Annotated in this window: 21 protein-coding genes; 13 read left to right on the top strand and 8 right to left on the bottom strand. The window is 63.9% G+C overall.

What is annotated here, in order from left to right; genetic code table 11:
* Positions 1-3 precede the first annotated feature (3 nt).
* The 4 genes from HNE05_RS16250 to lpxC all read left to right on the top strand — a co-directional run bounded on the left by HNE05_RS16250 (position 4) and on the right by lpxC (position 4406).
* Complete coding sequence (locus tag HNE05_RS16250) at positions 4-861, top strand: cell division protein FtsQ/DivIB (RefSeq protein ID WP_173209262.1); 858 nt, start codon at positions 4-6, stop codon at positions 859-861.
* A 20-nt stretch (positions 862-881) separates the two neighbouring features.
* A complete protein-coding gene (ftsA, locus tag HNE05_RS16245; RefSeq protein WP_173209260.1) occupies positions 882-2129 on the top strand; it encodes a cell division protein FtsA in 1248 nt (415 codons plus the stop codon).
* A gap of 56 nt (positions 2130-2185) precedes the next feature.
* A complete protein-coding gene (ftsZ, locus tag HNE05_RS16240; protein ID WP_173209258.1) occupies positions 2186-3382 on the top strand; it encodes a cell division protein FtsZ in 1197 nt (398 codons plus the stop codon).
* Positions 3383-3494: 112 nt separating this feature from the next.
* Positions 3495-4406: a UDP-3-O-acyl-N-acetylglucosamine deacetylase gene (gene lpxC, locus HNE05_RS16235; protein ID WP_173209256.1), complete on the top strand. Its 912-nt coding sequence runs from the start codon at positions 3495-3497 to the stop codon at positions 4404-4406.
* 65 nt (positions 4407-4471) lie between these two features.
* Here the strand turns inward: lpxC and HNE05_RS16230 are convergent, their stop codons facing one another.
* The gene (locus tag HNE05_RS16230; protein ID WP_173209254.1) at positions 4472-4927 is read right to left on the bottom strand and encodes a DUF721 domain-containing protein; all 456 of its coding nucleotides are present in this window, start codon (positions 4925-4927) and stop codon (positions 4472-4474) included.
* Positions 4928-5164: 237 nt separating this feature from the next.
* Between HNE05_RS16230 and secA the strand changes: the two genes are divergently transcribed.
* The 4 genes from secA to HNE05_RS16210 all read left to right on the top strand — a co-directional run bounded on the left by secA (position 5165) and on the right by HNE05_RS16210 (position 10970).
* Positions 5165-7903 (top strand): preprotein translocase subunit SecA, encoded by a 2739-nt coding sequence (secA, locus tag HNE05_RS16225; RefSeq protein ID WP_173209252.1) that lies wholly within the window; start codon positions 5165-5167, stop codon positions 7901-7903.
* Between the two features lie 121 nt (positions 7904-8024).
* Entirely contained in the window at positions 8025-9257 is a 1233-nt protein-coding gene (argJ, locus tag HNE05_RS16220; protein WP_173209250.1) for a bifunctional glutamate N-acetyltransferase/amino-acid acetyltransferase ArgJ, read from the top strand.
* A 133-nt stretch (positions 9258-9390) separates the two neighbouring features.
* On the top strand, positions 9391-10029 hold the full coding sequence (locus HNE05_RS16215; protein ID WP_173209248.1) for a glutathione S-transferase family protein: 639 nt from the start codon (positions 9391-9393) through the stop codon (positions 10027-10029).
* Positions 10026-10970 (top strand): Nudix family hydrolase, encoded by a 945-nt coding sequence (locus HNE05_RS16210; RefSeq protein WP_173209246.1) that lies wholly within the window; start codon positions 10026-10028, stop codon positions 10968-10970. The genes HNE05_RS16215 and HNE05_RS16210 overlap by 4 nt, the downstream gene beginning before the upstream one ends.
* Positions 10971-11052: 82 nt before the next feature.
* Here HNE05_RS16210 and HNE05_RS16205 read toward each other — a convergent pair whose 3' ends face one another.
* The 4 genes from HNE05_RS16205 to HNE05_RS16190 are packed head-to-tail and all read right to left on the bottom strand — an operon-like array spanning position 11053 to position 15586.
* Positions 11053-11628, bottom strand: a complete 576-nt coding sequence (locus tag HNE05_RS16205) for a cob(I)yrinic acid a,c-diamide adenosyltransferase (RefSeq protein WP_173209244.1) — start codon at positions 11626-11628, stop codon at positions 11053-11055.
* A gap of 2 nt (positions 11629-11630) precedes the next feature.
* Positions 11631-13652 (bottom strand): sensor histidine kinase, encoded by a 2022-nt coding sequence (locus tag HNE05_RS16200; protein ID WP_173209242.1) that lies wholly within the window; start codon positions 13650-13652, stop codon positions 11631-11633.
* A 46-nt stretch (positions 13653-13698) separates the two neighbouring features.
* Positions 13699-14610 (bottom strand): putative 2-dehydropantoate 2-reductase, encoded by a 912-nt coding sequence (locus tag HNE05_RS16195; RefSeq protein WP_173209240.1) that lies wholly within the window; start codon positions 14608-14610, stop codon positions 13699-13701.
* A 10-nt stretch (positions 14611-14620) separates the two neighbouring features.
* Positions 14621-15586, bottom strand: a complete 966-nt coding sequence (locus tag HNE05_RS16190) for a GGDEF domain-containing response regulator (RefSeq protein WP_173209238.1) — start codon at positions 15584-15586, stop codon at positions 14621-14623.
* A gap of 151 nt (positions 15587-15737) precedes the next feature.
* Between HNE05_RS16190 and HNE05_RS16185 the strand changes: the two genes are divergently transcribed.
* On the top strand, positions 15738-16217 hold the full coding sequence (locus tag HNE05_RS16185) for a YajQ family cyclic di-GMP-binding protein (protein WP_173209236.1): 480 nt from the start codon (positions 15738-15740) through the stop codon (positions 16215-16217).
* Positions 16218-16259: 42 nt separating this feature from the next.
* On the opposite strand, the gene HNE05_RS16180 is transcribed toward HNE05_RS16185, so the two are convergent.
* Entirely contained in the window at positions 16260-17873 is a 1614-nt protein-coding gene (locus tag HNE05_RS16180) for an AmpG family muropeptide MFS transporter (RefSeq protein WP_173209234.1), read from the bottom strand.
* A gap of 95 nt (positions 17874-17968) precedes the next feature.
* Positions 17969-18361: an MGMT family protein gene (locus HNE05_RS16175; RefSeq protein ID WP_173209232.1), complete on the bottom strand. Its 393-nt coding sequence runs from the start codon at positions 18359-18361 to the stop codon at positions 17969-17971.
* On the opposite strand from HNE05_RS16175, the gene HNE05_RS16170 reads away from it, so the two are divergent.
* A complete protein-coding gene (locus HNE05_RS16170; RefSeq protein ID WP_173209230.1) occupies positions 18360-19355 on the top strand; it encodes a DUF481 domain-containing protein in 996 nt (331 codons plus the stop codon). The two genes, HNE05_RS16175 and HNE05_RS16170, sit on opposite strands and share 2 nt — an antisense overlap.
* Positions 19356-19603: 248 nt before the next feature.
* Positions 19604-20611, top strand: coding sequence for a DUF481 domain-containing protein (locus HNE05_RS16165; RefSeq protein WP_173209227.1), 1008 nt, complete (start codon positions 19604-19606; stop codon positions 20609-20611).
* Between the two features lie 182 nt (positions 20612-20793).
* Here HNE05_RS16165 and HNE05_RS16160 read toward each other — a convergent pair whose 3' ends face one another.
* The gene (locus tag HNE05_RS16160; protein ID WP_173209225.1) at positions 20794-21552 is read right to left on the bottom strand and encodes an SDR family oxidoreductase; all 759 of its coding nucleotides are present in this window, start codon (positions 21550-21552) and stop codon (positions 20794-20796) included.
* Between the two features lie 108 nt (positions 21553-21660).
* Here HNE05_RS16160 and HNE05_RS16155 point away from each other — a divergent pair, with 108 nt between their 5' ends.
* Positions 21661-22392 (top strand): HugZ family pyridoxamine 5'-phosphate oxidase, encoded by a 732-nt coding sequence (locus HNE05_RS16155; protein ID WP_173209223.1) that lies wholly within the window; start codon positions 21661-21663, stop codon positions 22390-22392.
* A gap of 63 nt (positions 22393-22455) precedes the next feature.
* The gene (locus tag HNE05_RS16150; protein ID WP_173209221.1) at positions 22456-22905 is read left to right on the top strand and encodes an FxsA family protein; all 450 of its coding nucleotides are present in this window, start codon (positions 22456-22458) and stop codon (positions 22903-22905) included.
* Positions 22906-22922: the final 17 nt, after the last annotated feature.

The raw sequence follows: 22922 nt of genomic DNA, 5'->3' as shown, positions 1-22922 counted from the left end.
CTCATGGGCGCCACTCTCCGTCACCCGCAGCCCATAGGAGGCGCCACCCGGCGTCAGCCTATCGCTGCGCGCGGGGCGAGCCGGATGGTGGCCAAGGAACCGCTGGCGGCACGCCTGCCGAAGCCGGACTTCAGTGGTCTGAAACGTTTGCTGTGGCCGCTGCTGCTGGTCGGTCTGGGTTTCGCGACTTATGAGCTGGCCCAGCGTCTGATCCCCTACGCCGATCGACCGATTGCGCGGGTCAGTGTGCAGGGCGAGCTGAGCTACATCAGCCAGCAGGCCGTGCAGGAACGTATCGCACCGTTCATTGCCAGCAGCTTCTTCACCGTCGACATGACCGGCATGCGCGCCGAACTGGAGCGTATGCCGTGGATCGCCCGTGCCGAAGTACGTCGGGTGTGGCCGGATCAGGTGTCCATTCGTTTGGAAGAGCAATTGCCGGTGGCCCGCTGGGGCAATGAGGCGCTGCTCAACAACCAGGGCCAGGCCTTCGCCCCGCGCGAGCTGACCCACTACGAGAACCTGCCGCTGCTGTCCGGACCGCAACGCGCCCAGCAGCAGGTGATGCAGCAGTACCAGGTACTCAGCCAGATGCTGCGCCCGCTGGGCTTTTCCATTGTGGCCCTGGAGTTGCGCGAGCACGGCAGCTGGTTCATCAGCACCGGTCAGGGCGTGGACATCCTCCTCGGGCGGGATCATCTGGTGGAAAAAATGCGTCGTTTCAGCGCCATCTACGACAAGGTGCTGAAAGAGCAGATCGCGAATATCGCGCGTATCGACCTGCGTTACGCCAACGGCCTGGCCGTGGCCTGGCGCACGCCGGTGGCGCCAACGGCGGCTGAACCCGCCGCCGTGCAGTGAATTGAGGAGAACGTAGAACCATGGCAAGTGTGCAGAGCGGCAAGATGATCGTCGGCCTCGATATCGGCACCTCCAAGGTGGTGGCGCTGGTGGGCGAGGTGAACGCGGACGGCCAACTGGAAATCGTCGGCATCGGCACCCATCCGTCGCGCGGCCTGAAGAAGGGTGTGGTGGTGAACATCGAGTCCACCGTGCAGTCGATCCAGCGCGCCGTCGAAGAAGCCCAGCTGATGGCTGGCTGCCGTATCCACTCGGCTTTCGTCGGCGTGGCCGGCAACCATATCCGCAGCCTCAATAGCCACGGCATCGTCGCCATCCGCGACCGCGAAGTCAGCCCGGCCGACCTCGAGCGCGTGCTGGATGCCGCCCAGGCCGTGGCCATCCCGGCGGATCAGCGTGTGCTGCACACCCTGCCGCAGGATTATGTGATCGATAACCAGGAAGGCGTGCGCGAGCCGCTGGGCATGTCCGGCGTGCGCCTGGAAGCCAAGGTGCATGTGGTGACCTGCGCGGTAAACGCCGCGCAGAACGTCGAGAAGTGTGTGCGCCGTTGCGGCCTGGAAGTCGACGACATCATTCTCGAACAACTGGCCTCGGCCTATGCGGTGCTGACCGACGACGAGAAGGAACTGGGCGTGTGCCTGGTCGACATCGGTGGCGGTACCACCGACATCGCCATCTTCACGGAAGGTGCGATACGTCACACGGCGGTGATTCCGATCGCCGGCGACCAGGTTACCAATGATATCGCCATGGCATTACGCACCCCGACCCAGTATGCCGAGGAGATCAAGATTCGTTATGCTTGCGCCCTAGCCAAACTGGCCGGTGCCGGGGAAACCATCAAGGTTCCCAGTGTGGGCGACCGGCCACCGCGGGAACTGTCCCGTCAGGCTCTGGCCGAGGTTGTCGAGCCCCGTTACGACGAGCTTTTCACCCTGATTCAGGCCGAGCTGCGGCGCAGTGGTTATGAGGACATGATCCCGGCCGGGATCGTCCTCACCGGTGGCACCGCCAAGATGGAAGGTGCCGTCGAACTGGCCGAAGAGATCTTTCACATGCCGGTGCGTCTGGGCGTACCACACAGCGTCAAGGGACTGGCCGACGTCGTGCGTAATCCTATCTATTCGACAGGCGTGGGCCTGCTCATGTACGGCTTGCAGAAGCAGGCCGATGGCATCTCCATGTCTGGCAGCAACCTGTTTAGCGATGAACCCAAAGCACCTGTACTGGAACGGCTGAAACGCTGGGTCCAGGGCAATTTTTGAAAGCAACACCCGCGGTTAGCTGTAGGCGATACAACTAGAAAATAAGGAGAGGGGAAATGTTCGAACTCGTAGATAACGTTCCGCAAAGCGCAGTTATCAAAGTGATCGGCGTGGGTGGCGGCGGTGGCAATGCCGTCAATCACATGGTCAAAAACAACATCGAAGGCGTCGAGTTCATCTGCGCCAACACCGATGCCCAGGCCCTGAAAAATGTCGGCGCACGCAGCGTGCTGCAACTCGGCACTGGTGTGACCAAGGGTCTGGGTGCCGGCACCAATCCGGAAATCGGTCGTCAGGCCGCTCTGGAAGATCGTGAGCGCATCGCCGAAGTGCTGCGTGGCGCCGACATGGTATTCATTACCACCGGCATGGGTGGCGGTACCGGTACCGGTGCAGCCCCGGTGATTGCCGAAGTGGCGAAAGAGATGGGCATCCTCACCGTTGCGGTGGTGACCCGTCCGTTCCCGTTCGAAGGGCGCAAGCGCATGCAGGTCGCCGACGAGGGTATCCGTGCCCTGGCCGACGTGGTTGATTCGCTGATCACCATCCCCAACGAAAAGCTGCTGACAATCCTCGGCAAGGACGCCAGCCTGCTGTCCGCCTTCGCCAAGGCTGACGACGTGCTGGCCGGTGCCGTGCGCGGCATCTCCGACATCATGCAGCGTCCGGGCCTGATGAACGTCGACTTCGCCGACGTGAAAACCGTGATGGGCGAAATGGGCATGGCGATGATGGGTACCGGCTGCGCCAGCGGTCCGAACCGTGCTCGCGAAGCCACCGAAGCGGCCATTCGCAACCCGCTGCTGGAAGACGTCAATCTGCAGGGCGCACGTGGCATCCTGGTCAACATCACCGCTGGTCTGGATCTGTCGCTCGGTGAGTACGCCGCAGTCGGCGAGATCATCGAGGCCTTCGCTTCCGAGCACGCCACCGTCAAGGTCGGCGCGGTCATCGATCCGGATATGCGCGACGAGCTGCATGTCACCGTGGTTGCCACCGGTCTGGGTGCGCGGATTGAGAAGCCGGTCAAGGTGGTCGACAACACTATCGCTGCCGTTTCCAGCTCTCCGGCTGCGATGACCAGTGCAGCACCGCGTGCCAGCGAGTCGCAAACCGTCAACTACAAGGACTACGAGCGCCCCACCGTTCAGCGTCAAAGCCACGCCGGCGCTGCCGCTGCGGCCAAGCTGAATAGCCAGGACGATCTGGACTATTTGGACATTCCGGCTTTCCTGCGGCGTCAAGCTGATTGATGGAGTCTATCGGGAGTATGATGGTGATTAGTGTTCAGCAAAGGCCGGTTCTGCTATCATCGCCGGCCATTGTTGAAAACAGTTCGCAACTCGCGCACAAGTAGCCAAAGCCATGATCAAACAACGCACCCTGAAGAACATCATCCGTGCCACCGGCGTTGGCCTGCATTCGGGGGAGAAGGTTTACCTGACCCTCAAGCCGGCTCCGGTGGATAGCGGTATCGTGTTCCGTCGCACCGACCTCGACCCCGTCGTGGACATCCCCGCCCGCGCGGAAAATGTCGGTGAGACCACCATGTCGACCACTCTGGTCAATGGTGACGTCAAGGTGGATACCGTGGAGCACCTGCTTTCGGCCATGGCTGGCCTGGGCATCGATAACGCCTACGTCGAGCTCTCGGCATCTGAAGTGCCGATCATGGATGGCAGCGCGGGTCCCTTCGTATTCCTGATTCAATCGGCTGGCCTGGAAGAACAGGACGCACCGAAGAAGTTCATCCGCGTACTGCGCGAAGTGACAGTCGAAGAGGGCGACAAGCGCGCCACCTTCCTGCCCTTCGACGGTTTCAAGGTGAGCTTCGAGATCGACTTCGATCACCCGGTGTTCCGTGGTCGCACCCAGACCGCCAGCGTCGATTTCTCCAGTACTTCCTTCGTCAAGGAAGTCAGTCGCGCACGGACCTTCGGTTTCATGCGTGATATCGAGTTCCTGCGTTCGCAGAACCTGGCACTCGGTGGCAGCGTGGACAACGCCATCGTGGTCGACGAGTTCCGCGTGCTCAACGAAGACGGCCTCCGTTACGAGGACGAATTCGTCAAGCACAAGATCCTCGACGCCATTGGCGACCTCTACCTGCTGGGTAACAGCCTGATCGGCGAGTTCCGTGGCTTCAAGTCGGGCCACGCGCTGAACAACCAGCTGTTGCGCACCCTGATCGAGCAGAAGGATGCCTGGGAAGTCGTGGTATTTGACGACGCCAGCACCGCGCCGATCTCTTACATGCGTCCGGTTGCGGCCGGTTAAGCAGCAACACCCCTCCCTTCTGTTTTATTCAGGCCACCCTCGGGTGGCCTGTTTTTTTCTGCCGTTTATTCGCGGGGCTTGGCGTGGTTGGCCAGGCGCTCGAGGGCGGCGCGCAGCTTGGGGTCGCTGATGCCTTCGGCGGCGCTGGTGAGACTGTCGGCGGCGGCGCTGGAAAGCTCGGCCCGGCGCCCGACATAGTCGACCTGGCCGGTCGGTGGGCGCACCTTGATCTGGATCTTCAACAGCCCGGCGAACTCCGGCAGTACCTGTAGCTGGCGTTGCAGGCGGCGCTGCTGATAGTGCAGACGGGTGGCCCAGTGACCGTTGCTGGTCAGCAGCAACAGGCAGCCGTCGCGCCAGCTGGCGACCCGGCAGTGTTCGCGGGCGGCTTCTTCCAGTTGCACGTCGACCAGCGCCTGCAGGCGGGCAATCCGCTGGGCCTGGTCGAACAGTGCCTGCAGCGGTCTGCTGGCATGCAGCAGCGCGGCAGACGCCTTGGCCGGCAAGGGGCGGAAGGTCATGAAAAGCGCATCGGTCGAGTCATTGCGCCATGTTAGCAAACCAGGGGTTGCAGTGGCCGCCGTGCGTCCCCATATAGCAGGGATTCGCGGTTGCATCGGTGCTGTGCCTGTGGGCACGCTGCACTTTCCTCGCCGACGTTTCCGGGTAGAATGCCCCCTTTCGCACGCAGCCGAGCCGGCTGCAGGGCTGGTGTTCTGCGCCACCCTTCATCCCTATTAGTGGAAGAATCTGCCGATATGTTTGCGCCGCTGTTGAAGAAACTCTTTGGAAGCAAGAACGAGCGTGAAGTCAAACGCATGCTCAAGACAGTGGTCGCGATCAATGCCCTCGAAGAGCAGATGCTTGCGCTCTCCGACGAGCAGTTGAAGGCCAAGACCGAGGAGTTCAAGGCGCGTCTGGTCAAGGGCGAAACTCTCGACCAGGTTCTTCCCGAAGCCTTCGCCGTGGCCCGTGAGGCCGGCAAACGCGTGATGGGCATGCGTCACTTCGACGTCCAGCTGATCGGCGGTATGACCCTGCACGAAGGCAAGATCGCCGAGATGCGCACCGGTGAGGGCAAGACCCTGGTCGGCACCCTGGCGGTGTACCTCAATGCCCTGGAAGGCAAAGGCGTGCACGTGATCACGGTCAACGACTATCTGGCCCGTCGCGACGCCAACTGGATGCGTCCGCTGTACGAATTCCTTGGTCTGACTGTCGGCATCGTCACCCCCTTCATGCCGCCGGAAGAGAAGCGCGCCGCCTACGCGGCCGACATCACCTACGGCACCAACAACGAATTCGGTTTCGACTACCTGCGCGACAACATGGCCTTCGCCCTGGAGGAGAAGTTCCAGCGCGAGCTGAATTTTGCCGTGATCGACGAAGTGGACTCGATCCTCATCGACGAAGCGCGCACCCCGCTGATCATCTCCGGCCAGGCCGAGGACAGCTCCAAGCTGTACATCGAGGTCAACAAGCTGATCCCGCGCCTCACTCAGCACATCGAGGAAGAGGAAGGTGTGGTCACCCAGGAAGGCCACTACAAGGTCGACGAGAAGAGCCGTCAGGTCGAACTCAACGAGGCCGGTCACCAGTACATCGAAGAACTGCTCACCGAAGCCGGCCTGTTGGCCGAGGGCGAGAGCCTGTACTCGGCGCACAACCTCGGTCTGCTGACCCATGTGTATGCCGGGCTGCGCGCGCACAAGCTGTTCCACCGCAACGTCGAGTACATCGTGCAGCAGGATCAGGTCCTGCTGATTGACGAGCACACCGGCCGTACCATGCCCGGTCGTCGCCTGTCCGAAGGCCTGCACCAAGCTATCGAAGCCAAGGAAGGCCTGAATATCCAGGCCGAGAGTCAGACTCTGGCCTCGACCACCTTCCAGAACTACTTCCGCCTGTACAACAAGCTGGCCGGCATGACCGGTACCGCTGACACCGAGGCATTCGAGTTCCGCCAGATCTACGGCCTCGATGTGATCGTGATCCCGACCAACAAACCGTTGGCGCGCAAGGACTACAACGACCTGGTCTACCTGACCCAGGAAGAGAAGTACGCGGCGATCATCACCGACATCAAGGAAATCCAGGCCCAGGGTCGACCGATCCTGGTCGGTACCGCCTCGATCGAAACCTCCGAATACCTGTCGACCCTGCTCAACAAGGCTGGCATGGAGCACAAGGTGCTCAACGCCAAGTACCACGAGAAGGAAGCCGAGATCATTGCCCAGGCCGGTCGCCCAGGCGCGGTCACCATCGCCACCAACATGGCCGGTCGTGGTACCGACATCCTCCTCGGCGGCAACTGGGAAGTGGAAGTCGCCAACCTGGAAAACCCGACTGCCGAGCAGATCGCGCAGATCAAGGCCGACTGGCAGAAACGTCACCAGCAGGTGATCGAGGCCGGTGGCCTGTGCGTGATCGCTTCCGAACGTCACGAATCGCGGCGTATCGACAACCAGCTGCGTGGCCGTGCCGGTCGCCAGGGTGACCCGGGCTCCAGCCGCTTCTACCTGTCGCTGGAAGACAGCCTGATGCGCATCTTCGCCTCCGACCGGGTGAAGAATTTCATGAAGGCCCTGGGCATGCAGTCCGGCGAAGCCATCGAGCACAGCATGGTCACCAACGCCATCGAGAAGGCGCAGCGCAAGGTCGAAGGGCGCAACTTCGACATGCGTAAACAGCTGCTCGAATACGACGACGTGGCCAACGAGCAGCGCAAGGTGATCTACCACATGCGTAACAGCCTGCTGGCTGCCGACGACATTGGTGCAACCATCGCCGAGTTCCGCGAGGAAGTGCTGACCAACACGATCAACGAACACATTGCGCCGCAGTCGCTGCCGGAGCAGTGGGACATCTTCGGTCTGGAACAGTCGCTGTACAGCAACTTCGGCCTCAAGCTGCCGATCCAGCAGTGGCTCGACGACGACGCCCAGCTCTACGAAGAGCCGCTGCGTGCACGCATCCTCGAAGAGGTTCTGGCTGCCTACAACGAGAAGGAAACCCAGGCCGGCGCCGAGGCCCTGCGTACCTTCGAGAAGCAGATGCTGCTGCGTGTGCTCGACGACCTGTGGAAAGACCACCTGGCGACCATGGATCACCTGCGCCACGGCATCCACCTGCGCGGCTACGCACAGAAGAACCCCAAGCAGGAGTACAAGCGCGAGTCCTTCACCCTGTTCCAGGAGCTGCTCGACTCGATCCGCCGCGACACCATCCGCGTGCTGTCGCATGTACAGATCCGCCGCGAAGACCCGGTCGAGGAAGAGGCGCGTCTGCGCCGCGAAGCCGAAGCCATGGCCCAGCGCATGCAGTTCCAGCATGCCGATGCCTCGGCCCTGCCGCTGGCTGCCGAAGGCGGCGAAGCGGAAGGCGACGTGGCGGTAGCCGCTGCGCCGGTACGTGTCGAGCCGAAAACCGGGCGCAACGAGCCTTGCCCCTGTGGTTCCGGGAAAAAGTACAAGCATTGTCACGGCCAGATCAGCTGATCTGCCGGAACCCTGCTATATAAACAACGCCGCGACCGGCTCTGCCGCTCGCGGCGTTTTGCCACTGCCTACCGGGCGTCGCCCGGTGTTTGCCCAGATTGTCTACGAAGGAGCGCCCCACATGGCCGTTGGTCTTGGTCCCCTGCCTGTCCTGCACCCGGTTCCCGGTTTCGAACTCGGCATCGCCTCTGCCGGCATCAAGCGCCCGGGGCGCAAGGATGTGGTGGTGATGCGCTGCGCCGAAGGTTCGCGCGTGGCCGGGGTGACCACCACCAACGCTTTCTGCGCCGCCCCCGTCATCGTCACCCGTGAGCGTATACAGGGCGATGTGCGTTACCTGCTGACCAACACCGGCAACGCCAACGCCGGCACCGGTGCGGATGGCCTGGCCAATGCCCGGCGCACCTGTGCCGCCCTGGCGGCGTTGACCGGCGTAACGTCCGAGGCCGTCCTGCCGTTCTCCACCGGAGTGATCGGCGAGCCGTTGCCGGTGGAGAAGATCGAAGGTGCGCTGCAGGCGGCCCTCGACGATCTGGACGTAAACCACTGGGCCGAAGCTGCCACCGGCATCATGACCACCGACACCCTGCCCAAGGGCGCCAGCCGCCAGTTCCAGCACGAGGGCGTGACCGTCACCGTGACCGGTATCAGCAAGGGTGCCGGGATGATCCGGCCGAACATGGCGACCATGCTCGGTTACATCGCCACCGACGCCAAGGTGGCCCGTGACGTCCTGCAATCGCTGGTGGCCGATGCGGCGAACAAGTCGTTCAACCGCATCACCATCGACGGCGACACCTCGACCAACGACTGCTGCCTGCTGATTGCGACGGGTCAGGCGGCCTTGCCGGAAATCAAGGCCTCCAGCGGTGAGCTGTTCGCCAAGCTCAAGCAGGCGGTGTTCGAGGTCTTCATGGAAGTGGCCCAGGCCATCGTGCGTGACGGCGAAGGCGCCACCAAGTTCGTCACCGTGCAGGTCAACGGCGGCGGTACTCACCAGGAGTGCCTGGATGTCGCCTATGCCGTGGCCCACTCGCCGCTGATCAAGACCGCGCTGTTCGCCTCCGACCCGAACTGGGGGCGCATCCTCGCCGCAGTCGGCTATGCCGGCGTGCCGCAGCTGGATGTGGGCCTGATCGATGTGTTCCTCGGCGACCCGCTGCAGGGCGAAGTGTGCATCGCCAGCCAGGGTGGCCGCGCGGCGACCTACACCGAGGAGCAGGGCGCGGCGGTGATGGCCCGTGCGGAAATCACCATCCGCATCGAGCTGGGCCGCGGCACCTGCAGCGAAACCATCTGGACTACCGACCTGTCCCACGAGTACGTGAGGATCAACGCGGAATACCGCTCCTGATCGCGATGGACTGATGGCTGCACCCGGATTCCCGGTATTCATGGCCCCATGAATATCGGGAATTTGCTATCCGCAGGCGCCGCTCTTAAGGTCGGGCTATCGCATAACAGCTCATCTCGTCTGGAGAGCCTCCATGTCCCTGACCCTGGTAATCGGCAACAAGAACTACTCGTCCTGGTCGTTGCGCGCCTGGCTGGCCCTTGAGCTGGCGGGCGTCGACTACGACGAGCAACTGGTCCAGCTCTACGGCGCCGACAGCCGACGTCAGCTGCTTCAGCATTCGCCGACCGGCAAGGTGCCAGTGCTCAAGTGCGAGGACGGGGTGATCTGGGATTCCCTGGCCATCGCCGAATACCTCGCCGAACGTTTTCCGGAAGCCCATCTGTGGCCGCGCGGCTCGGCCGCCAGGGCCTTCGCCCGCTCGGTCTGCGCGGAGATGCACAGCGGTTTCGTGCCGCTGCGCAGCCACCTGCCGATGAACCTGCGGCGTAACCAGCCCCTGGCCGAACTGCCGGCCGAGGCGGCAGCGGATATCGCGCGGGTCTGTGCCCTGTGGCAGGAGTGCCGCCAGCGCTTCGGTCAGGATGGCCCGTACCTGTTCGGCCACGCCAGCATCGCCGATGCCTTCTTCGCCCCGGTGGCGGCGCGCCTTCGCAGCTATCAGGTGGCGCTGCCGGCCGAGGCTGAGACCTATGTGAATACCATCTATCAGTGGCCGGCCTTCCAGCGGTGGTACCGCGCCGGCCTGCAGGAAACGGAGAGCAATGCATGAAACGTGTGCACGTGGCGGCTGCGGTCATTCGCGGCGCCGACGCCCGGGTGCTGATCGCCAAGCGCGCAGCGGACCAGCACCAGGGTGGCCTGTGGGAGTTTCCCGGCGGCAAGGTGGAGGAGGGCGAGGCGGTCGAGGCCGCACTGTCCCGCGAGCTGCAGGAGGAGCTGGGTATCCGGGTCGATGCCGCCCGCCCGCTGATCCAGGTGCAGCACGATTACCCGGACAAGCAGGTGCTGCTGGATGTCTGGGAAGTTACTGCGTTCAGCGGCGAGCCCCACGGTGCCGAAGGTCAGCCACTGGCCTGGGCCAGCGCCCGCGAACTGCTCGACTACGAGTTTCCGGCGGCCAATCAGCCGATTGTCGCGGCCGCTCGCCTGCCGGATCGCTACCTGGTCACCCCTGAGAGTCTCGAGCCTGGCGAGCTGCTGCGCGGCGTGCGTGCGGCGCTGGCCGCCGGTATCCGCCTGATCCAGTTGCGTGCGCCGACCATGTTCGATGCCCAGTACCGCGACCTGGCGGTGGATATCCAGGGCCTCTGTGCCGGCAAGGCGCAGCTGATGCTCAAGGGGCCGCTGGAGTGGCTGGGCGACTTTCCCGCTGCGGGCTGGCACCTGACCGCCGAGCAGTTGCGCAAGTACGCCGATCAGGGCCGCCCATTTCCCGGCCAGCGCTGGCTGGCGGCGTCGTGTCACGGTGCCGAGGAGCTGGCATTGGCCACGCGCATGGGCGTGGACTTCATCACCCTGTCGCCGGTGCAGGCGACCCAGAGCCACCCCGAGGCCCAGCCGCTGGGCTGGGAGGCCGCCCGCGAGCTGCTGCGGTGCTTCAACAAGCCCGCCTACCTGCTCGGTGGGGTCGGCTCAGACGATCTGCCGCGAGCCTGGCAGGCCGGCGCCCAGGGTGTGGCCGGGATCCGCGCATTCTGGCCGCAGGCCTGATCTGTAGGAGCGAGCTCTGCTCGCGAACCTGGCAGCGCAAGAGCTTCGCGAGCAGAGCTCGCTCCTACATTGTGGTGTGGGGTTAGGGCTTGGCCGCCGCCTGCCACAGCACTTCATTGATCTGCTGGCGGCGGGCGATCAGGCGGGCGGCGACGAACAGCAGGTCGGACAGGCGATTGACGTAGGCCATGCCCACTTCGCGCAGTGGCTCCACCGCATTCAGGTGCTGGCAGCGGCGTTCGGCGTTGCGCGCCAGGCTGCGGCAGACATGGGCCTGGGCGATCAGGCGGGAGCCGCCGGGGAGGATGAAGTTTTCCAGGGCCCCGACTTCCTCGTTCCACAGGTCGATGGCCGCTTCCAGGCGCTGTACTTCCGCCTCATCGAGGGCCTGGTAGGCCGGCATCGCCAGCTCACCACCGAGGTCGAACAGGCGGTGCTGGCAGGGCGCCAGGACGTCGATGAGCTCGCTCAGTCCCGGCCACCTGGCTGCGTGCTCGGCCAGTTCGGCCAGCAGCAGGCCAAGGTGGCTGTTGAGCAGATCCAGCTCGCCCATGGCCTCCACGCGCGGGTGGTCCTTGCCTACACGGCGGCCGTCGGCCAGGCCGGTTTCGCCCTTGTCGCCGGTCTTCGTGTAGATCTTGCTCAGTCGATAACCCATGGTCAGATGCTCGTGCTTTCGCTGCTGGGAGTCAGGGGCAGGCGCAGGGTGAAACAGGTGCCCTGGCCCGGTGTGGAATGCACTTCCATCTGCCCCTTGTGGTTGTTGGTGACGATGAAATAGGACACGGACAGGCCCAGGCCGGTGCCCTGGCCGACTTCCTTGGTGGTGAAGAAGGGCTCGAAGATGCGCTTGCGCACATGCTCGGGCATGCCGATGCCGTTGTCTTCCACCTGGATTTCCGCCCACGGCGGATTGAGTCGGGTGCGCAGAATGATGCGTCCCGGCTCGTCCTCATCGTCGCGCTGGTGAATCGCCTGGGCGGCGTTCTTCAGCAGGTTGAGCAAGACTTGCTCAAGCTCGTTGGCGGTGGCCGGCACCGCCCCCAGGTTTTCGTCGAATTCGCGCTGGATGAGCAGGGTCTTGAAGTCGAAGCTGTCGGCCAGGTCGAAGTCGTTGCCGGCGATTTCCAGGGCCTGGTCGACCAGGGCCGGCAGCAGGCAGGGCGCCATCTGCCGGTTGCTGCGCCGGCTGAAGCTGAGCATGTGGCTGACGATCTTCGCTGCCCGCGAGCCGGCCTGCTGAATGCCGTCGAGCAACTGGGGGATCTCGCGGGCTTCCAGGTAGGCGGTGACATCGTCGAGGGCGATACCGACCTCCACCGCCTGCTCCTGGTTCTTCGCCAGCTCCGGCGAGAGCCGGCGGCGGATGTTCTGCACGTTATGCAGGATGGCGCCGAGCGGGTTGTTGATCTCGTGGGCCATGCCGGCCGCCAGGCCGCCGACCGAGAGCATCTTCTCCGATTGCACCATCATGTCTTCCAGGGACAGGCGCTGGGTGATGTCGTCGATGCGGATCACCACGCCCCGGCCGCTGCCGCCCACCAGTGGGTAGAAGGTCAGGGCATAGTGGTGCGGCTCTTCGCCCTTGTTCCAGGTCACCCGCTCGATCTTTTCCACCTTGTGCTGCTCGGCGGTGCGCTTGAGCTGCGGCAGAAAGGGTTTCAGCGAAGGGAAGGCAAGAAACACCGGCTGGTTCAGCGCTTCGTCCAGGCGGGTGCCGGAAAGCGCGCTGGCCTCCTGGTTCCACTGGGTGACGTAGAGCTGTTCGTCGAGGGCGATCAGCGCCGAGGGCATGGAGTCGATGATGCTGTTGAGGTACTTCTGGAAGCCGGTGAGTTTTTTCTCGATCTTGCCGCGTACCTGCACTTCCAGCTCCAGCTTGCGGTTGGAGTGACGGGTCTCCTCGGCCAGGGTCTGGGCTTGGTCGAAGGCATCCTGGGCGTCATCGCGGGCGCGCTTGAGTTGCTGTTCGCGGGCTTCCATGCGGCTGAGCATGGTGTTGAAGGCATCGGCCAGGCTGCCGATCTCGTCCTGGTTGCCACGCGCGACGCGCAGGGCGTAGTTCTCCTCGCGGGTGACCTGGCGGGTGAGCTCTTCCAGATGACGGATCGGCCGGGTAATCAGACGCCGGATCTGCCGGGCGATCAGGGTCCAGAGCAGAATGCTGACGACCAGGATCACGCCGCTGGCGGTCAGGGTGCCGGTGTAGAACACCCCAGGCAGTTCGCTGGAGGCGACCAGCAGCAAATAGCCGGATTGTTTGCCCGGTTGTGGCAGCTCGATCACCTGGGTGGCGCGGAACTCGCCCTGGCGCCAGCTTTCCAGCAGCTCGGTGTGTACGGGGAGTTGCAGGGCATCGCCCAGCTGCACCTGGGCGATGCGCATGCCTCTGCGGTCATACAGAGCGGCGGCGCGCAGCGGGCTGTAGCTGTCGAGGTTCTGCAGCAGGGCCTGGGCTGCGGCCGGCGAGGCCAGGGCCTTCTGACTGACTTCCGGGCTGGCGATCAGGCGGCCGAGGGTGTGCAGGGCTTCGGGCGCCACGCTTTCCTGGGAAATCCAGTAGGCGGCGCTGATGAAGGCCAGGTTGGCCACCAGCAGCACGGTGGCCAGCAGCACCAGCAGCGCAGCGAGCACTTTGCGGCCGACCGGCAGGTTGTCGAGGCGCTGGCGCAGACGGGTCAAGGGCGCTGGTTTCCGCAGGAAAAGTAGAGGGCAGGGTAGCGCGGGCTCAGGTGGTGGGCAATCCGCGTGCGGCCAGATGTGCGCTCAGTCGCTGGTGCAGGGTCTGCAACAGGGGCACGGCCAGCTGGCGTTGGGCGGCCGCGTGGCAGGCATAGCCGAGCAGGTAGGCGATTTCCGTGCGCCGGCCCTGGGCCACGTCCTGGTGCATGGAGGAATAGTTGGCCGCCGTGGCGGCGATCACCCGCTGCACCTCTTCGTGCAGGCCCTCTGCGGCGCTGGCCTGCTGGCACTGCTGGAGCAGCGTGCTCAGCTCCATGCAGAGGCTGGCGACTTCCCCTGGATAGTCTGCAAGACCGCCATTGCGGCAGTCATGCAGCACCGTCAGCGGGTTGATCGCGCAGTTCAGCGCCAGCTTGCGCCACAGCTTGCCGAGGATCTCGGCGCTCCAGGTGTGCGGGATGCCGGCTTGCTGCAGGTCGCTGAGCCAGGCCGGTGCTTGGTCTTGTCCTGCGCGGCCGAGCCAGGTATGCCCCTGGCCGGCGAACACCACGCTGAAGTCAGCGTCGCGAAAGGCTCCTTCGGTACTGCTGGCGAGGATGCAGCGGGCCCGCGGCAGGCGCGTGGCGACGGCGTCCTGGCTGCCCAGGCCGTTCTGCAGCAGGATGATTTCGGCATTGGCACTCAGGCGTGGGGCCAGGCTGGCGGCCGCTTCCTCGGCATCGTAGGCCTTGCAGGCCAGCAGCAGGCGCTGCACCGGGCCTGGGCTGTCAGCGGTTTCCGCGGGGATGGGGTAGAGGTGTGTATGCCCTGCTTCGCTCAGGCGCAGCCCGCCGGCGGCGCGGTAGGCCGCCAGGCGCGTCGGGTCACGCAGTATCAGGCGTACCGGCAGGCCGGCACGCGCCAGGCGCGCAGCCCACAGGCTGCCCAGGCTGCCGGCACCGAGAACGTGCCAGGTCATTGCCGGCGGATCACTGCGGTAACGGCAGGCGCAGGGCGCTGACCCGACCGCTGGAGTAGGAGCTTGGCAACAGCCGGTTGGCGTGCTCGACCAGGGTTTGCGCCTCGATCGGCAGTGACTTGGCATCCAGGCCGACCAGGGCGATGCCGGCCTTGAGGCTGATGAAACCTTCGCTGGTCTTGAACGCCTTGAGGTTGAGGCCTTCGTGCAGGCGCTTGAAGCTGCTCGGCGAGCACTCCTGCAGGTCGTCGATCAGGGTGATCAGGGCGAAGTGGTTGTCGTCGATACGCGCCAGCACATCCAGTGGGCGGACCAGCTGCTGCAGGCGGCGAGCCACGCCGTGCAGCAGTTCGTTATAGAAGCCGTTGCCATACTGCTGGCGCAGGCTGCCGGCTTCCTGCAGGCCGATCAGCAGGTAGCACACGGCACCGCCGCGCGACTCCACCTGGCGCAGGCTCTCCTGCAGGCGCTGCTGCAGGTAGCGTGGGTTGCCCAGGCCGGTCAGCGGGTCGACCAGGTTGCGCTGCTCGAGGCTGGCGATGTTCAGGGTGAGCATGCGGTTTTCGTTGAGCAGACGGTGCAGGGTGTTGCACAGGCGGTCGGCGGCGTAGACGCGTGGCACCAGCTGTTCGTTCATCGTCGCCTTGCTGACGAAGTCGTCGACGCCACGGTCGAAGGCCTCCACCAGCACGTTGTCGCCTTCCTTGCCGGTGAGCAGGATGACGTAGGTGTAGTGGTCGGCGGTCTCATCCAGCTGGCGCACCCGGCCGGTCAGCTCGAGGCCGTCCATCTCCGGCATCAGCCAGTCGGCCAGCAGCACGCTGGCCGGGCGCTGCTCGAGCAGCTGCAGGGCTTCGGCGGCACTGGTGGCGAAACGCACATCCTGGTAACCGGCCTGGCTGAGGGCGCGACCGATCATGGCGCTGGAGAACTTGGCGTCGTCCACCACCAGAATGCTGAGATGGGGGTTGGGCATTTAGGGGCTCGCTGGCAGGAAACTGGGGCGCTTTCGGTACTTGGCCGAGCGGCGCATGCTGGTGTGGGTATAATGAGCGCGCAAATTTTATCGTCAAGCCAGGCGCGCTCTGTCCGTGATACTGATCGCGCCGTCTATCTGGAGGAATTTCATGCCTTCGTTCGACGTGGTGTCCGAACTGGATAAACACGAACTGACCAACGCCGTGGACAACGCGGTGAAGGAATTGGAGCGGCGCTTCGACCTGCGCGGCAAATGCAGCTTCGAGAGCAAGGACAAGACCGTTACCTTGACCGCCGAAGCCGATTTCATGCTGGAGCAGATGTTGGAGATCCTGCGGCTCAATCTGGTCAAGCGCAAGATCGACAGCCAGTGCATGGAGCTCAAGGATCCCTTCGCCTCCGGCAAGGTCATCAAGCAGGAAGTGACCTTCCGCGAGGGCATCGACAAGGAGCTGGCGAAGAAGATCGTCGCCCACGTCAAGGATGCCAAGCTCAAGGTACAGGCTGCCATCCAGGGCGAGCAGGTACGCATCACCGGCAAGAAGCGCGATGACCTGCAGGAAGCGATTGCGGTCCTGCGTGCCAAGGAATTCGGCATGCCGCTGCAGTACAACAACTTCCGCGATTGATCGCGCGTGAGCATGAAAAAGGCCGGCAATCGCCGGCCTTTTTCATGGCTGCTCGGAACTGCTCGGCAGTGGCGTTTCACCGTTGCCGTTCGGCTGGCTGCGTTCACGGCCCCACTGCATGAGAATCAGCAGCAGGGTGGGAATGCCGAGCAGGGCGGTGGCGAGGAAGAACTGGGCATAGCCGAGCTTCTCCACCATCAGGCCGGACGAGCCGCCGACCAGGCGCGGCAGCAGCAGCATGATCGAGCTGAGCAGGGCGTACTGGGTGGCGGAGAACTTCAGGTTGGTCAGGCTCGACAGGTAGGCGACGAACGCCGCCGTGGCCAGCCCGGAGCTGAAGTTGTCGAGGGTGATGGTCACCACCAGCATCAGCATGTGCGGGTTCAGCGCCTGCAGCAGGTCGAGGACGTTCTGCCCGGCGAAGCTGCTGTCGCTGATCACCCCGAGGCCGGCGAGCAGGGCGAACAGCAGGTTGGTGCCGGCCGACGCGGCACCACCGATCAGCAGGATCGGCAGGATGCCGAAGCGCACGATCAGCAGGCCGCCCATCGCCGCGCCGAACAGGGTCATGAACAGGCCGAACAGCTTGCTGACGCTGGCGATCTGGCTCTTGGCGAAGCCCATGTCGATGTAGAAGACGTTGGCCATCACCCCCATCACCGTATCGGACATGCGATAGGTGGCGATCAGGCCCAGCAGCAGCAGGGCCTGCCAGCGGTAGCGCAGGATGAAGTCGTTGATCGGCGTGAGTACCGGTGCCAGGCTGCGCCGGCCCATGGCCGACAGGCACAGGCTGGTGATAATGGTATAGAGCAGGAAGCGCAGGAAGGCGCGGTCATCGCGCAGCAGTTCCAGGGGGCTGATGGCGCCTTGCAGGCTCAGCAGGATGTCGCTCTTGAACAGCTGGGTGAACATCGCCGGCACCGAAATCAGCAGCAGGATCAGCACCAGCACCGAGGCCAGCTGGTGGTAGAGGCCGTAGCGCGCGGCGGAGATCTGCGTCTTCAGTGGCACCGGCGGCTCGCGCATCCACAGCGTGGTGAACAGCCCCGGCAGCATGAGCATGGCGAACAGCAGGTAGGTGCTGGCCCAGGCGCCGTGCTGGTAGTTGCCATCCACCGCGCCGAACCAGCCGGCGAAATACAGCGCGCCGGCGGTGGCAAGCAGGGCGGCGACCCGGTAGCCGGCCATGTAGCTGGCGGCCAGGGCGGCCTGGCGGTTGTCGTCGACGATTTCCAGGCGGTAGGCATCCACCGCGATGTCCTGGGTGGCCGAGGCGAAGGCCACCACCACGGCCACGCCGATCAGCCAGGACAGATGCTGCTGCGGGTCGCACAGCGCCATGCCGATCAGTCCCAGCGCCACCAGCACCTGCGACAGCACCAGCCAGGAGCGGCGGCGGCCCAGCTTGCCCAGCAGCGGCAGGCGCCACTGGTCGAGCATCGGTGCCCAGACCCATTTGAAGGCATAGGCCAGGCCGATGAGGCTGGCGTAGCCGATGGTCTGGTGGGCGACGCCGGCTTCACGCAGCCATACCGACAGGGTGGAGAACACCAGCATGTACGGCAAACCGGCGGCAAAGCCCAGCAACAGCAGGGCCAGCGAGGCCGGATGGGCATAGGTGGCGAGGGCGGCGCGCCAGGATTTACGGGGCATGGGCAAGGTCTGGGGGTAAACGGAACAAAGGGCGCACTCTAGGGGCTGTTGCCGTTTGGGCGCAAGCTGCGTCGCGGCGAAAGGACAACAGCCTGCTAATCGTTGAGCTCCATCGGACGCCAGCCGTGACGGCGCATATCGACGCGGTTGTTGCTGATGGTCAGGCCTTCTTCACGCAGGCGCGCGCGCTGTTCGTCGCCGCTCGGGCTGCCTGCCGGCAGGCTCAGTCGTCCGCCCGCGCCGAGCACGCGGTGCCAGGGCAGGCGAGTGTCGGGCGGCAACTGGCTGAGCGTGCGACCCACCCAGCGCGCGGCGCGGCCGAGTCCGGCGAAGGCCGCCAGTTCGCCGTAGCTGGTGACCTTGCCCGCCGGAATTTGTGACAACAGCAGGTAGAGTGCAGCCCGCCGGCCCTCGGCGCTTGCCGTCGGGTCGAGGGCGGGGGCATGCTCTGCGACGATTCCCCGTTCGGTTACTGGTGTCTTGCTCATGCTGCTGCGCTTCCTGCTTTCGACTGTTCTCTGGCTCGCCTGGCCGGCATGGGCGGACACCGTCTGGCTGAACAATGGTGACCGCCTGAGCGGCGAGATCCTCCTGCTCGACGGCGGCAAGCTGGCCCTGAAAACCAAGTATGCCGGGCGCGTGCTGATCGACTGGAAGGATATCGACACCCTGCGCTCGGACAAACCCCTGATGTTGCGCCGGGTCGGGCTCGACAGCGAAAGCAGTGAGGGTTTGCAGGCGGCCGGGCCGGGCCTGGTGACCGTGGTTGGCAGCGGCAACGAGACGGTGCCGCTGGCCAGCATCAGCCGCCTGGTGCCGCCGCGGCCACTGCTCAAGGATCGCCTGTGGGAAGGCAACCTCGATGCCAAGCTGGATCTGGAACGCAACGAGGACAGCACCGACGAGTTCAAGATCAAGGGCAATACGCGGGTCGAGCACGGTCGCTGGCGCCATGTGCTGAATGGCCAACTGGAGCACGAGACCAAGAACGACGAGGAGAAGGAAGACAACTGGGAACTGGAGTACGACCTCGACCGTTTTTTCACCGATCACTGGTTCTGGCGTACCGGCTATGAGCAGGAGGAAGACCAGTTCGAGAACATCAACCGCCAGCGCATTCTCGGCACTGGCCCCGGCTATCGTTTCTGGGATGACGAACTGGGGCGGCTGGACCTGATCGGACAGGTCAATCGGGTACGCCTGGACTCACCGCAGGGAGAATTGGCTTTCGACACCTGGTCGCTGGAGTGGGACTACAAACGCCAGTTGTGGGGCACGCGGCTGGAGTTTTACAGCACGGCCGAACTGCAGGTGCCGCAGATCGACGAGATCGACTATGTGTTCGACAGCGAGGCCGGCCTGCGGTATCGCCTGAATGACTGGGCCCGGCTGTCGCTGCTCTATGAGCTGGACCAGTTGCGGGGGCTGGGCAACACCTATTCGGAGCAGCGTTATCTGATTGGCTTAGGGGTCGGCTGGTAAGAACCTGTGTTAGGACCCTTTGATCGTCGGCCATGCTGCGTTGAAATTGGGCTCGGACTGCTCATTTACACTCCGTAAACTCCGCGTCCTCGCCCAATTTCGCCTTGCCTGGCTCTAGCTCAAAAGATCCTAAACAGGTTCTACGCGCTTTCTGGAACTCACGGAGCAATCGTCGGTCAGTGCTTGCTCTGCCGGCTGGCGTGCGGATAATGCCGGCCTTTTTGCCCAACTGAGCCGATTGCCCGCCAATGACTGTTTCCCGTTCCCTGTTGTGCCTGGCGCTGAGCGCCATCTCCACTCCGCTGATTGCCGATACCGTGTGGCTGAAGAACGGTGACAAGCTCACCGGCACTATCGAACTGGTCGATGGCGGCAAGCTGCTGCTGAAAACCGACTATGCCGGCTCGATCACCCTCGATCTGCACAAGGTCGCCACCCTGGAGAGCGAGCGCGAGCTGCTGGTCAAGCAGGATGACTTCACCGGTGAGCGGGCCAAGTCGCTGAAACCGGCGGGTGAGGGGCAGGTCGAGCTGGTCAATGGCGAGGCGCCGAAAGTGGTGGCACTGGCCTCGATTGCCCAGATCCTGCCGCCCAAGCCGCTGGTGCAGGATCTGCTCTGGACCGGGCGTGTGGATTTTTCCGCCGACTACAAGAGCGCGGAAAATGATGTGAAGGACTACGACATCGACCTTGCCACCCAGGCCCGTCATGGTGCCTGGCGGCACAGCTTCGGCGCCGAATACGATCATGAGATCAAGGACGACGAGAAGAAGACCGACCGGGTCGAACTCGACTACGACCTCGATCGCTTCCTCACCAAGCAGTTCTTCTGGCAGGGCCAGCTCAAGTACACCCACGACCGTATGGATGATCTACAAACCCAACGCACCGTCGGTACCGGTCCCGGCTACCAGTTCTGGGACGATGCCCTTGGTGCCTTCTCCATGGCCGGTCTGCTCAACCGCAACGACTTCGTCTTTGCCAATGGCGAGAGCGAGCACTTCAACTCGGCAGCCATGGAGTGGGACTACACGCGCAAGCTGATCGGCAACAATATCGAGCTGTACAGTCAAGGTGAGCTGGGCGCGCCCTTCATCGACGAAGTCGACTACATCATCGATACCGAGGCTGGCGTGCGCTACAAGCTCAACAGCTGGGCAGCGCTGAGCCTCAAGGCCGAGTGGGACAAGGTCGTCAGTGAGAACGGCGATACCGACGAGCGCCGCTACATGCTCGGTCTGGGCGTCGGCTGGTAATTCACCCACCCACAAAAAAGCCCCGCAAATGCGGGGCTTTTTATGAGGCCAAGTCTCGACTCTGCGAGCTAGAGCCAGCCTAGGCGGGAGCGCTCGCGGGCGCGGAGTTTACGAGCTGTAAATGAGCAAGCCCGCGAGTGCTTCCAACGACGGCTGGCCGACGCGCAGCAAGTCGAAACAGGTCAGAGGCGCAGGCCGCCGTCGAGTTCCAGGATCCGACCGGTGTAGTAGTCGTTTTCCAGGATATAGGCCACCGAGTGAGCAATCTCGGTGGGCTTGCCCATGCGCTTGAGTGGGATGCCGGAGCACATCTTTTCCAGGGCTTCCGGCTTCATGCTGCCGGTCATCTCGGTTTCGATGAAGCCCGGAGCGACGCCAGCGACACGGATGCCGTAGCGCGCCAGTTCCTTGGCCCAGACCACGGTGTCGGCGGCGACGCCGGCCTTGGCCGCGGAGTAGTTGGCCTGGCCAACGTTACCGGCACGAGAGATGGAAGAGATGTTGATGATCGCACCCTGGTTCTTCAGTTCGATCATCTTCGCCGCGACTTCGCGGGTGCAGAGGAACACACCGGTCAGGTTGACGTCGATCACCGACTGCCACTGGGCCAGGCTCATCTTGCTCAGCTCGCCGTCCTTGACCTTGATGGTCAGGCCGTCGCGCAGGATGCCGGCGTTGTTGACCAGGCCGTTGATGGCGCCGAAGTCTTCGGCGATCTGCGCCACGGTGTGGGTGACCTGCTCTTCATTGGCCACGTTGCACAGGTAGGCGCGGGCGTCACCACCGGCGGCCTTGCAGGCGGCCACGGCTTCGTCGAGCTTTTCCTGGTTGAGGTCGATCAGGGCCAGCTTGGCGCCTTTGGCGGCCAGGTATTCGCCCATGGCGCGGCCGAGGCCCTGGCAGCCGCCAGTGATGATGATGACTTTGTCTTTGAGTTCCATAACACTACCCCTCTAAAGGTCTACAGGTGGCCTCGCTGGCACTGCAAAGAGTTCTGCCGGGTGCCTGTCCGTTTTGTTTTCGACGGATTCTAAGCGAGGAGTCATAAATTGAGCGTGACAGCCGGTAAGCATGCCCGAGAATTGCTCCTCAAGGAATACCGCGGCGTGCTCTCGACCCACTCCAAGGCCATGCCGGGCTTCCCTTTCGGATCAGTGGTGCCTTACTGTCTGGACGAGCTGGGTTGCCCGCTAATTCTGATCAGTCGCATTGCCCAGCACACCCATAATCTGCAGCAGGACGGCAAATGCTCGCTGCTGGTCGGTGAGCGCGGTGCCGAGGATGTGCAGGCGGTCGGGCGCCTGACCCTGCTGGCCGAGGCCGAGAAACTGGCAGAATCAGTGCAGGTAGACGCCGCTGCCGCGCGTTACTACCGCTATTTCCCCGAATCGCGCGATTACCACCAGGTACACGACTTCGACTTCTGGCGCCTGCAGCCGGTGCGCTGGCGCTATATCGGCGGTTTCGGTGCGATTCACTGGCTGGAACAGGTCAGCCTGGCCAATCCCTTCGCCGGCGAAGTGGAGCTGGGCATGCTCGAACACATGAATGCCGACCACGTGGCGGCCATCGCCCATTATGTCGAGCTGGCCGGATTGCCCGCCCGTGAGTCGGCGCAACTGGTCGGCATCGACAGCGAAGGCTTCCACCTGCGCATCGGCAAGAGCCTGTACTGGCTGGCCTTTCCAACATCCTGTAACAGTCCCGGCGCAGTGCGCCAGGCCTTGGTGCAGCTGGCTCGGGCTGAGGTCTGGCCGACCGCCGAGCAGGCGTCAGCTTGAATTAAGCGCCACACCCCATACTTCATCGGTATCGGAAGCCGTTCTTCCGTCAAGGAACCCCTGATGCGCGTTTTTCTCTTTCTGTTTCTGCTGTTCCCGCTGATCGAACTGGCTGTGCTGATTCAGGTCGGTAGTGCCATTGGCGTCATCCCGACTCTGCTGCTGGTGATCGGCACGGCCATCCTCGGCAGCGTGCTGCTGCGTGTGGCCGGCCTGGCTACCGCCTGGCGTGCCCGCGAGAAGCTGGCCCGTGGCGAAATGCCGGAGGAGGAGATGTTCGCCGGCCTGCTGATCGCCGTCGGTGGCGGCCTGTTGCTGCTGCCGGGCTTTATCAGCGACGTGTTCGGCCTGCTCTGCCTGATTCCCTTCACCCGCAATCTGCTGATCGGCAACCTGCGCCGCCGTGCCGCGGAGCAGGCCCTGCGTCAGCGTGCCTTCGCCGACGACCTGGCCGCCCGCTCCGGGCAAACCCGCCCCAACGTCATCGAAGGCGAGTACCAGCGCCGCGACTGAGGCTGTGTGCAAAAAAT

This window comes from Pseudomonas campi (assembly GCF_013200955.2).
Classification (GTDB): domain Bacteria; phylum Pseudomonadota; class Gammaproteobacteria; order Pseudomonadales; family Pseudomonadaceae; genus Aquipseudomonas; species Aquipseudomonas campi.
Note: the sequence above shows the minus strand (reverse complement) of the source record. Positions and strands in the feature narration are given on the sequence as shown.

Excerpts from the sequence above, each read along its gene's own strand:
- HNE05_RS16250 (WP_173209262.1), top strand. The coding sequence starts at position 4 with ATGGGCGCCACTCTCCGTCACCCGCAGCCCATAGGAGGCGCCACCCGG.
- ftsA (WP_173209260.1), top strand. The coding sequence starts at position 882 with ATGGCAAGTGTGCAGAGCGGCAAGATGATCGTCGGCCTCGATATCGGC.
- ftsZ (WP_173209258.1), top strand. The coding sequence starts at position 2,186 with ATGTTCGAACTCGTAGATAACGTTCCGCAAAGCGCAGTTATCAAAGTG.
- lpxC (WP_173209256.1), top strand. The coding sequence starts at position 3,495 with ATGATCAAACAACGCACCCTGAAGAACATCATCCGTGCCACCGGCGTT.
- HNE05_RS16230 (WP_173209254.1), bottom strand. The coding sequence starts at position 4,927 with ATGACCTTCCGCCCCTTGCCGGCCAAGGCGTCTGCCGCGCTGCTGCAT.
- secA (WP_173209252.1), top strand. The coding sequence starts at position 5,165 with ATGTTTGCGCCGCTGTTGAAGAAACTCTTTGGAAGCAAGAACGAGCGT.
- argJ (WP_173209250.1), top strand. The coding sequence starts at position 8,025 with ATGGCCGTTGGTCTTGGTCCCCTGCCTGTCCTGCACCCGGTTCCCGGT.
- HNE05_RS16215 (WP_173209248.1), top strand. The coding sequence starts at position 9,391 with ATGTCCCTGACCCTGGTAATCGGCAACAAGAACTACTCGTCCTGGTCG.
- HNE05_RS16210 (WP_173209246.1), top strand. The coding sequence starts at position 10,026 with ATGAAACGTGTGCACGTGGCGGCTGCGGTCATTCGCGGCGCCGACGCC.
- HNE05_RS16205 (WP_173209244.1), bottom strand. The coding sequence starts at position 11,628 with ATGGGTTATCGACTGAGCAAGATCTACACGAAGACCGGCGACAAGGGC.
- HNE05_RS16195 (WP_173209240.1), bottom strand. The coding sequence starts at position 14,610 with ATGACCTGGCACGTTCTCGGTGCCGGCAGCCTGGGCAGCCTGTGGGCT.
- HNE05_RS16190 (WP_173209238.1), bottom strand. The coding sequence starts at position 15,586 with ATGCCCAACCCCCATCTCAGCATTCTGGTGGTGGACGACGCCAAGTTC.
- HNE05_RS16185 (WP_173209236.1), top strand. The coding sequence starts at position 15,738 with ATGCCTTCGTTCGACGTGGTGTCCGAACTGGATAAACACGAACTGACC.
- HNE05_RS16180 (WP_173209234.1), bottom strand. The coding sequence starts at position 17,873 with ATGCCCCGTAAATCCTGGCGCGCCGCCCTCGCCACCTATGCCCATCCG.
- HNE05_RS16170 (WP_173209230.1), top strand. The coding sequence starts at position 18,360 with ATGCTGCTGCGCTTCCTGCTTTCGACTGTTCTCTGGCTCGCCTGGCCG.
- HNE05_RS16175 (WP_173209232.1), bottom strand. The coding sequence starts at position 18,361 with ATGAGCAAGACACCAGTAACCGAACGGGGAATCGTCGCAGAGCATGCC.
- HNE05_RS16165 (WP_173209227.1), top strand. The coding sequence starts at position 19,604 with ATGACTGTTTCCCGTTCCCTGTTGTGCCTGGCGCTGAGCGCCATCTCC.
- HNE05_RS16160 (WP_173209225.1), bottom strand. The coding sequence starts at position 21,552 with ATGGAACTCAAAGACAAAGTCATCATCATCACTGGCGGCTGCCAGGGC.
- HNE05_RS16150 (WP_173209221.1), top strand. The coding sequence starts at position 22,456 with ATGCGCGTTTTTCTCTTTCTGTTTCTGCTGTTCCCGCTGATCGAACTG.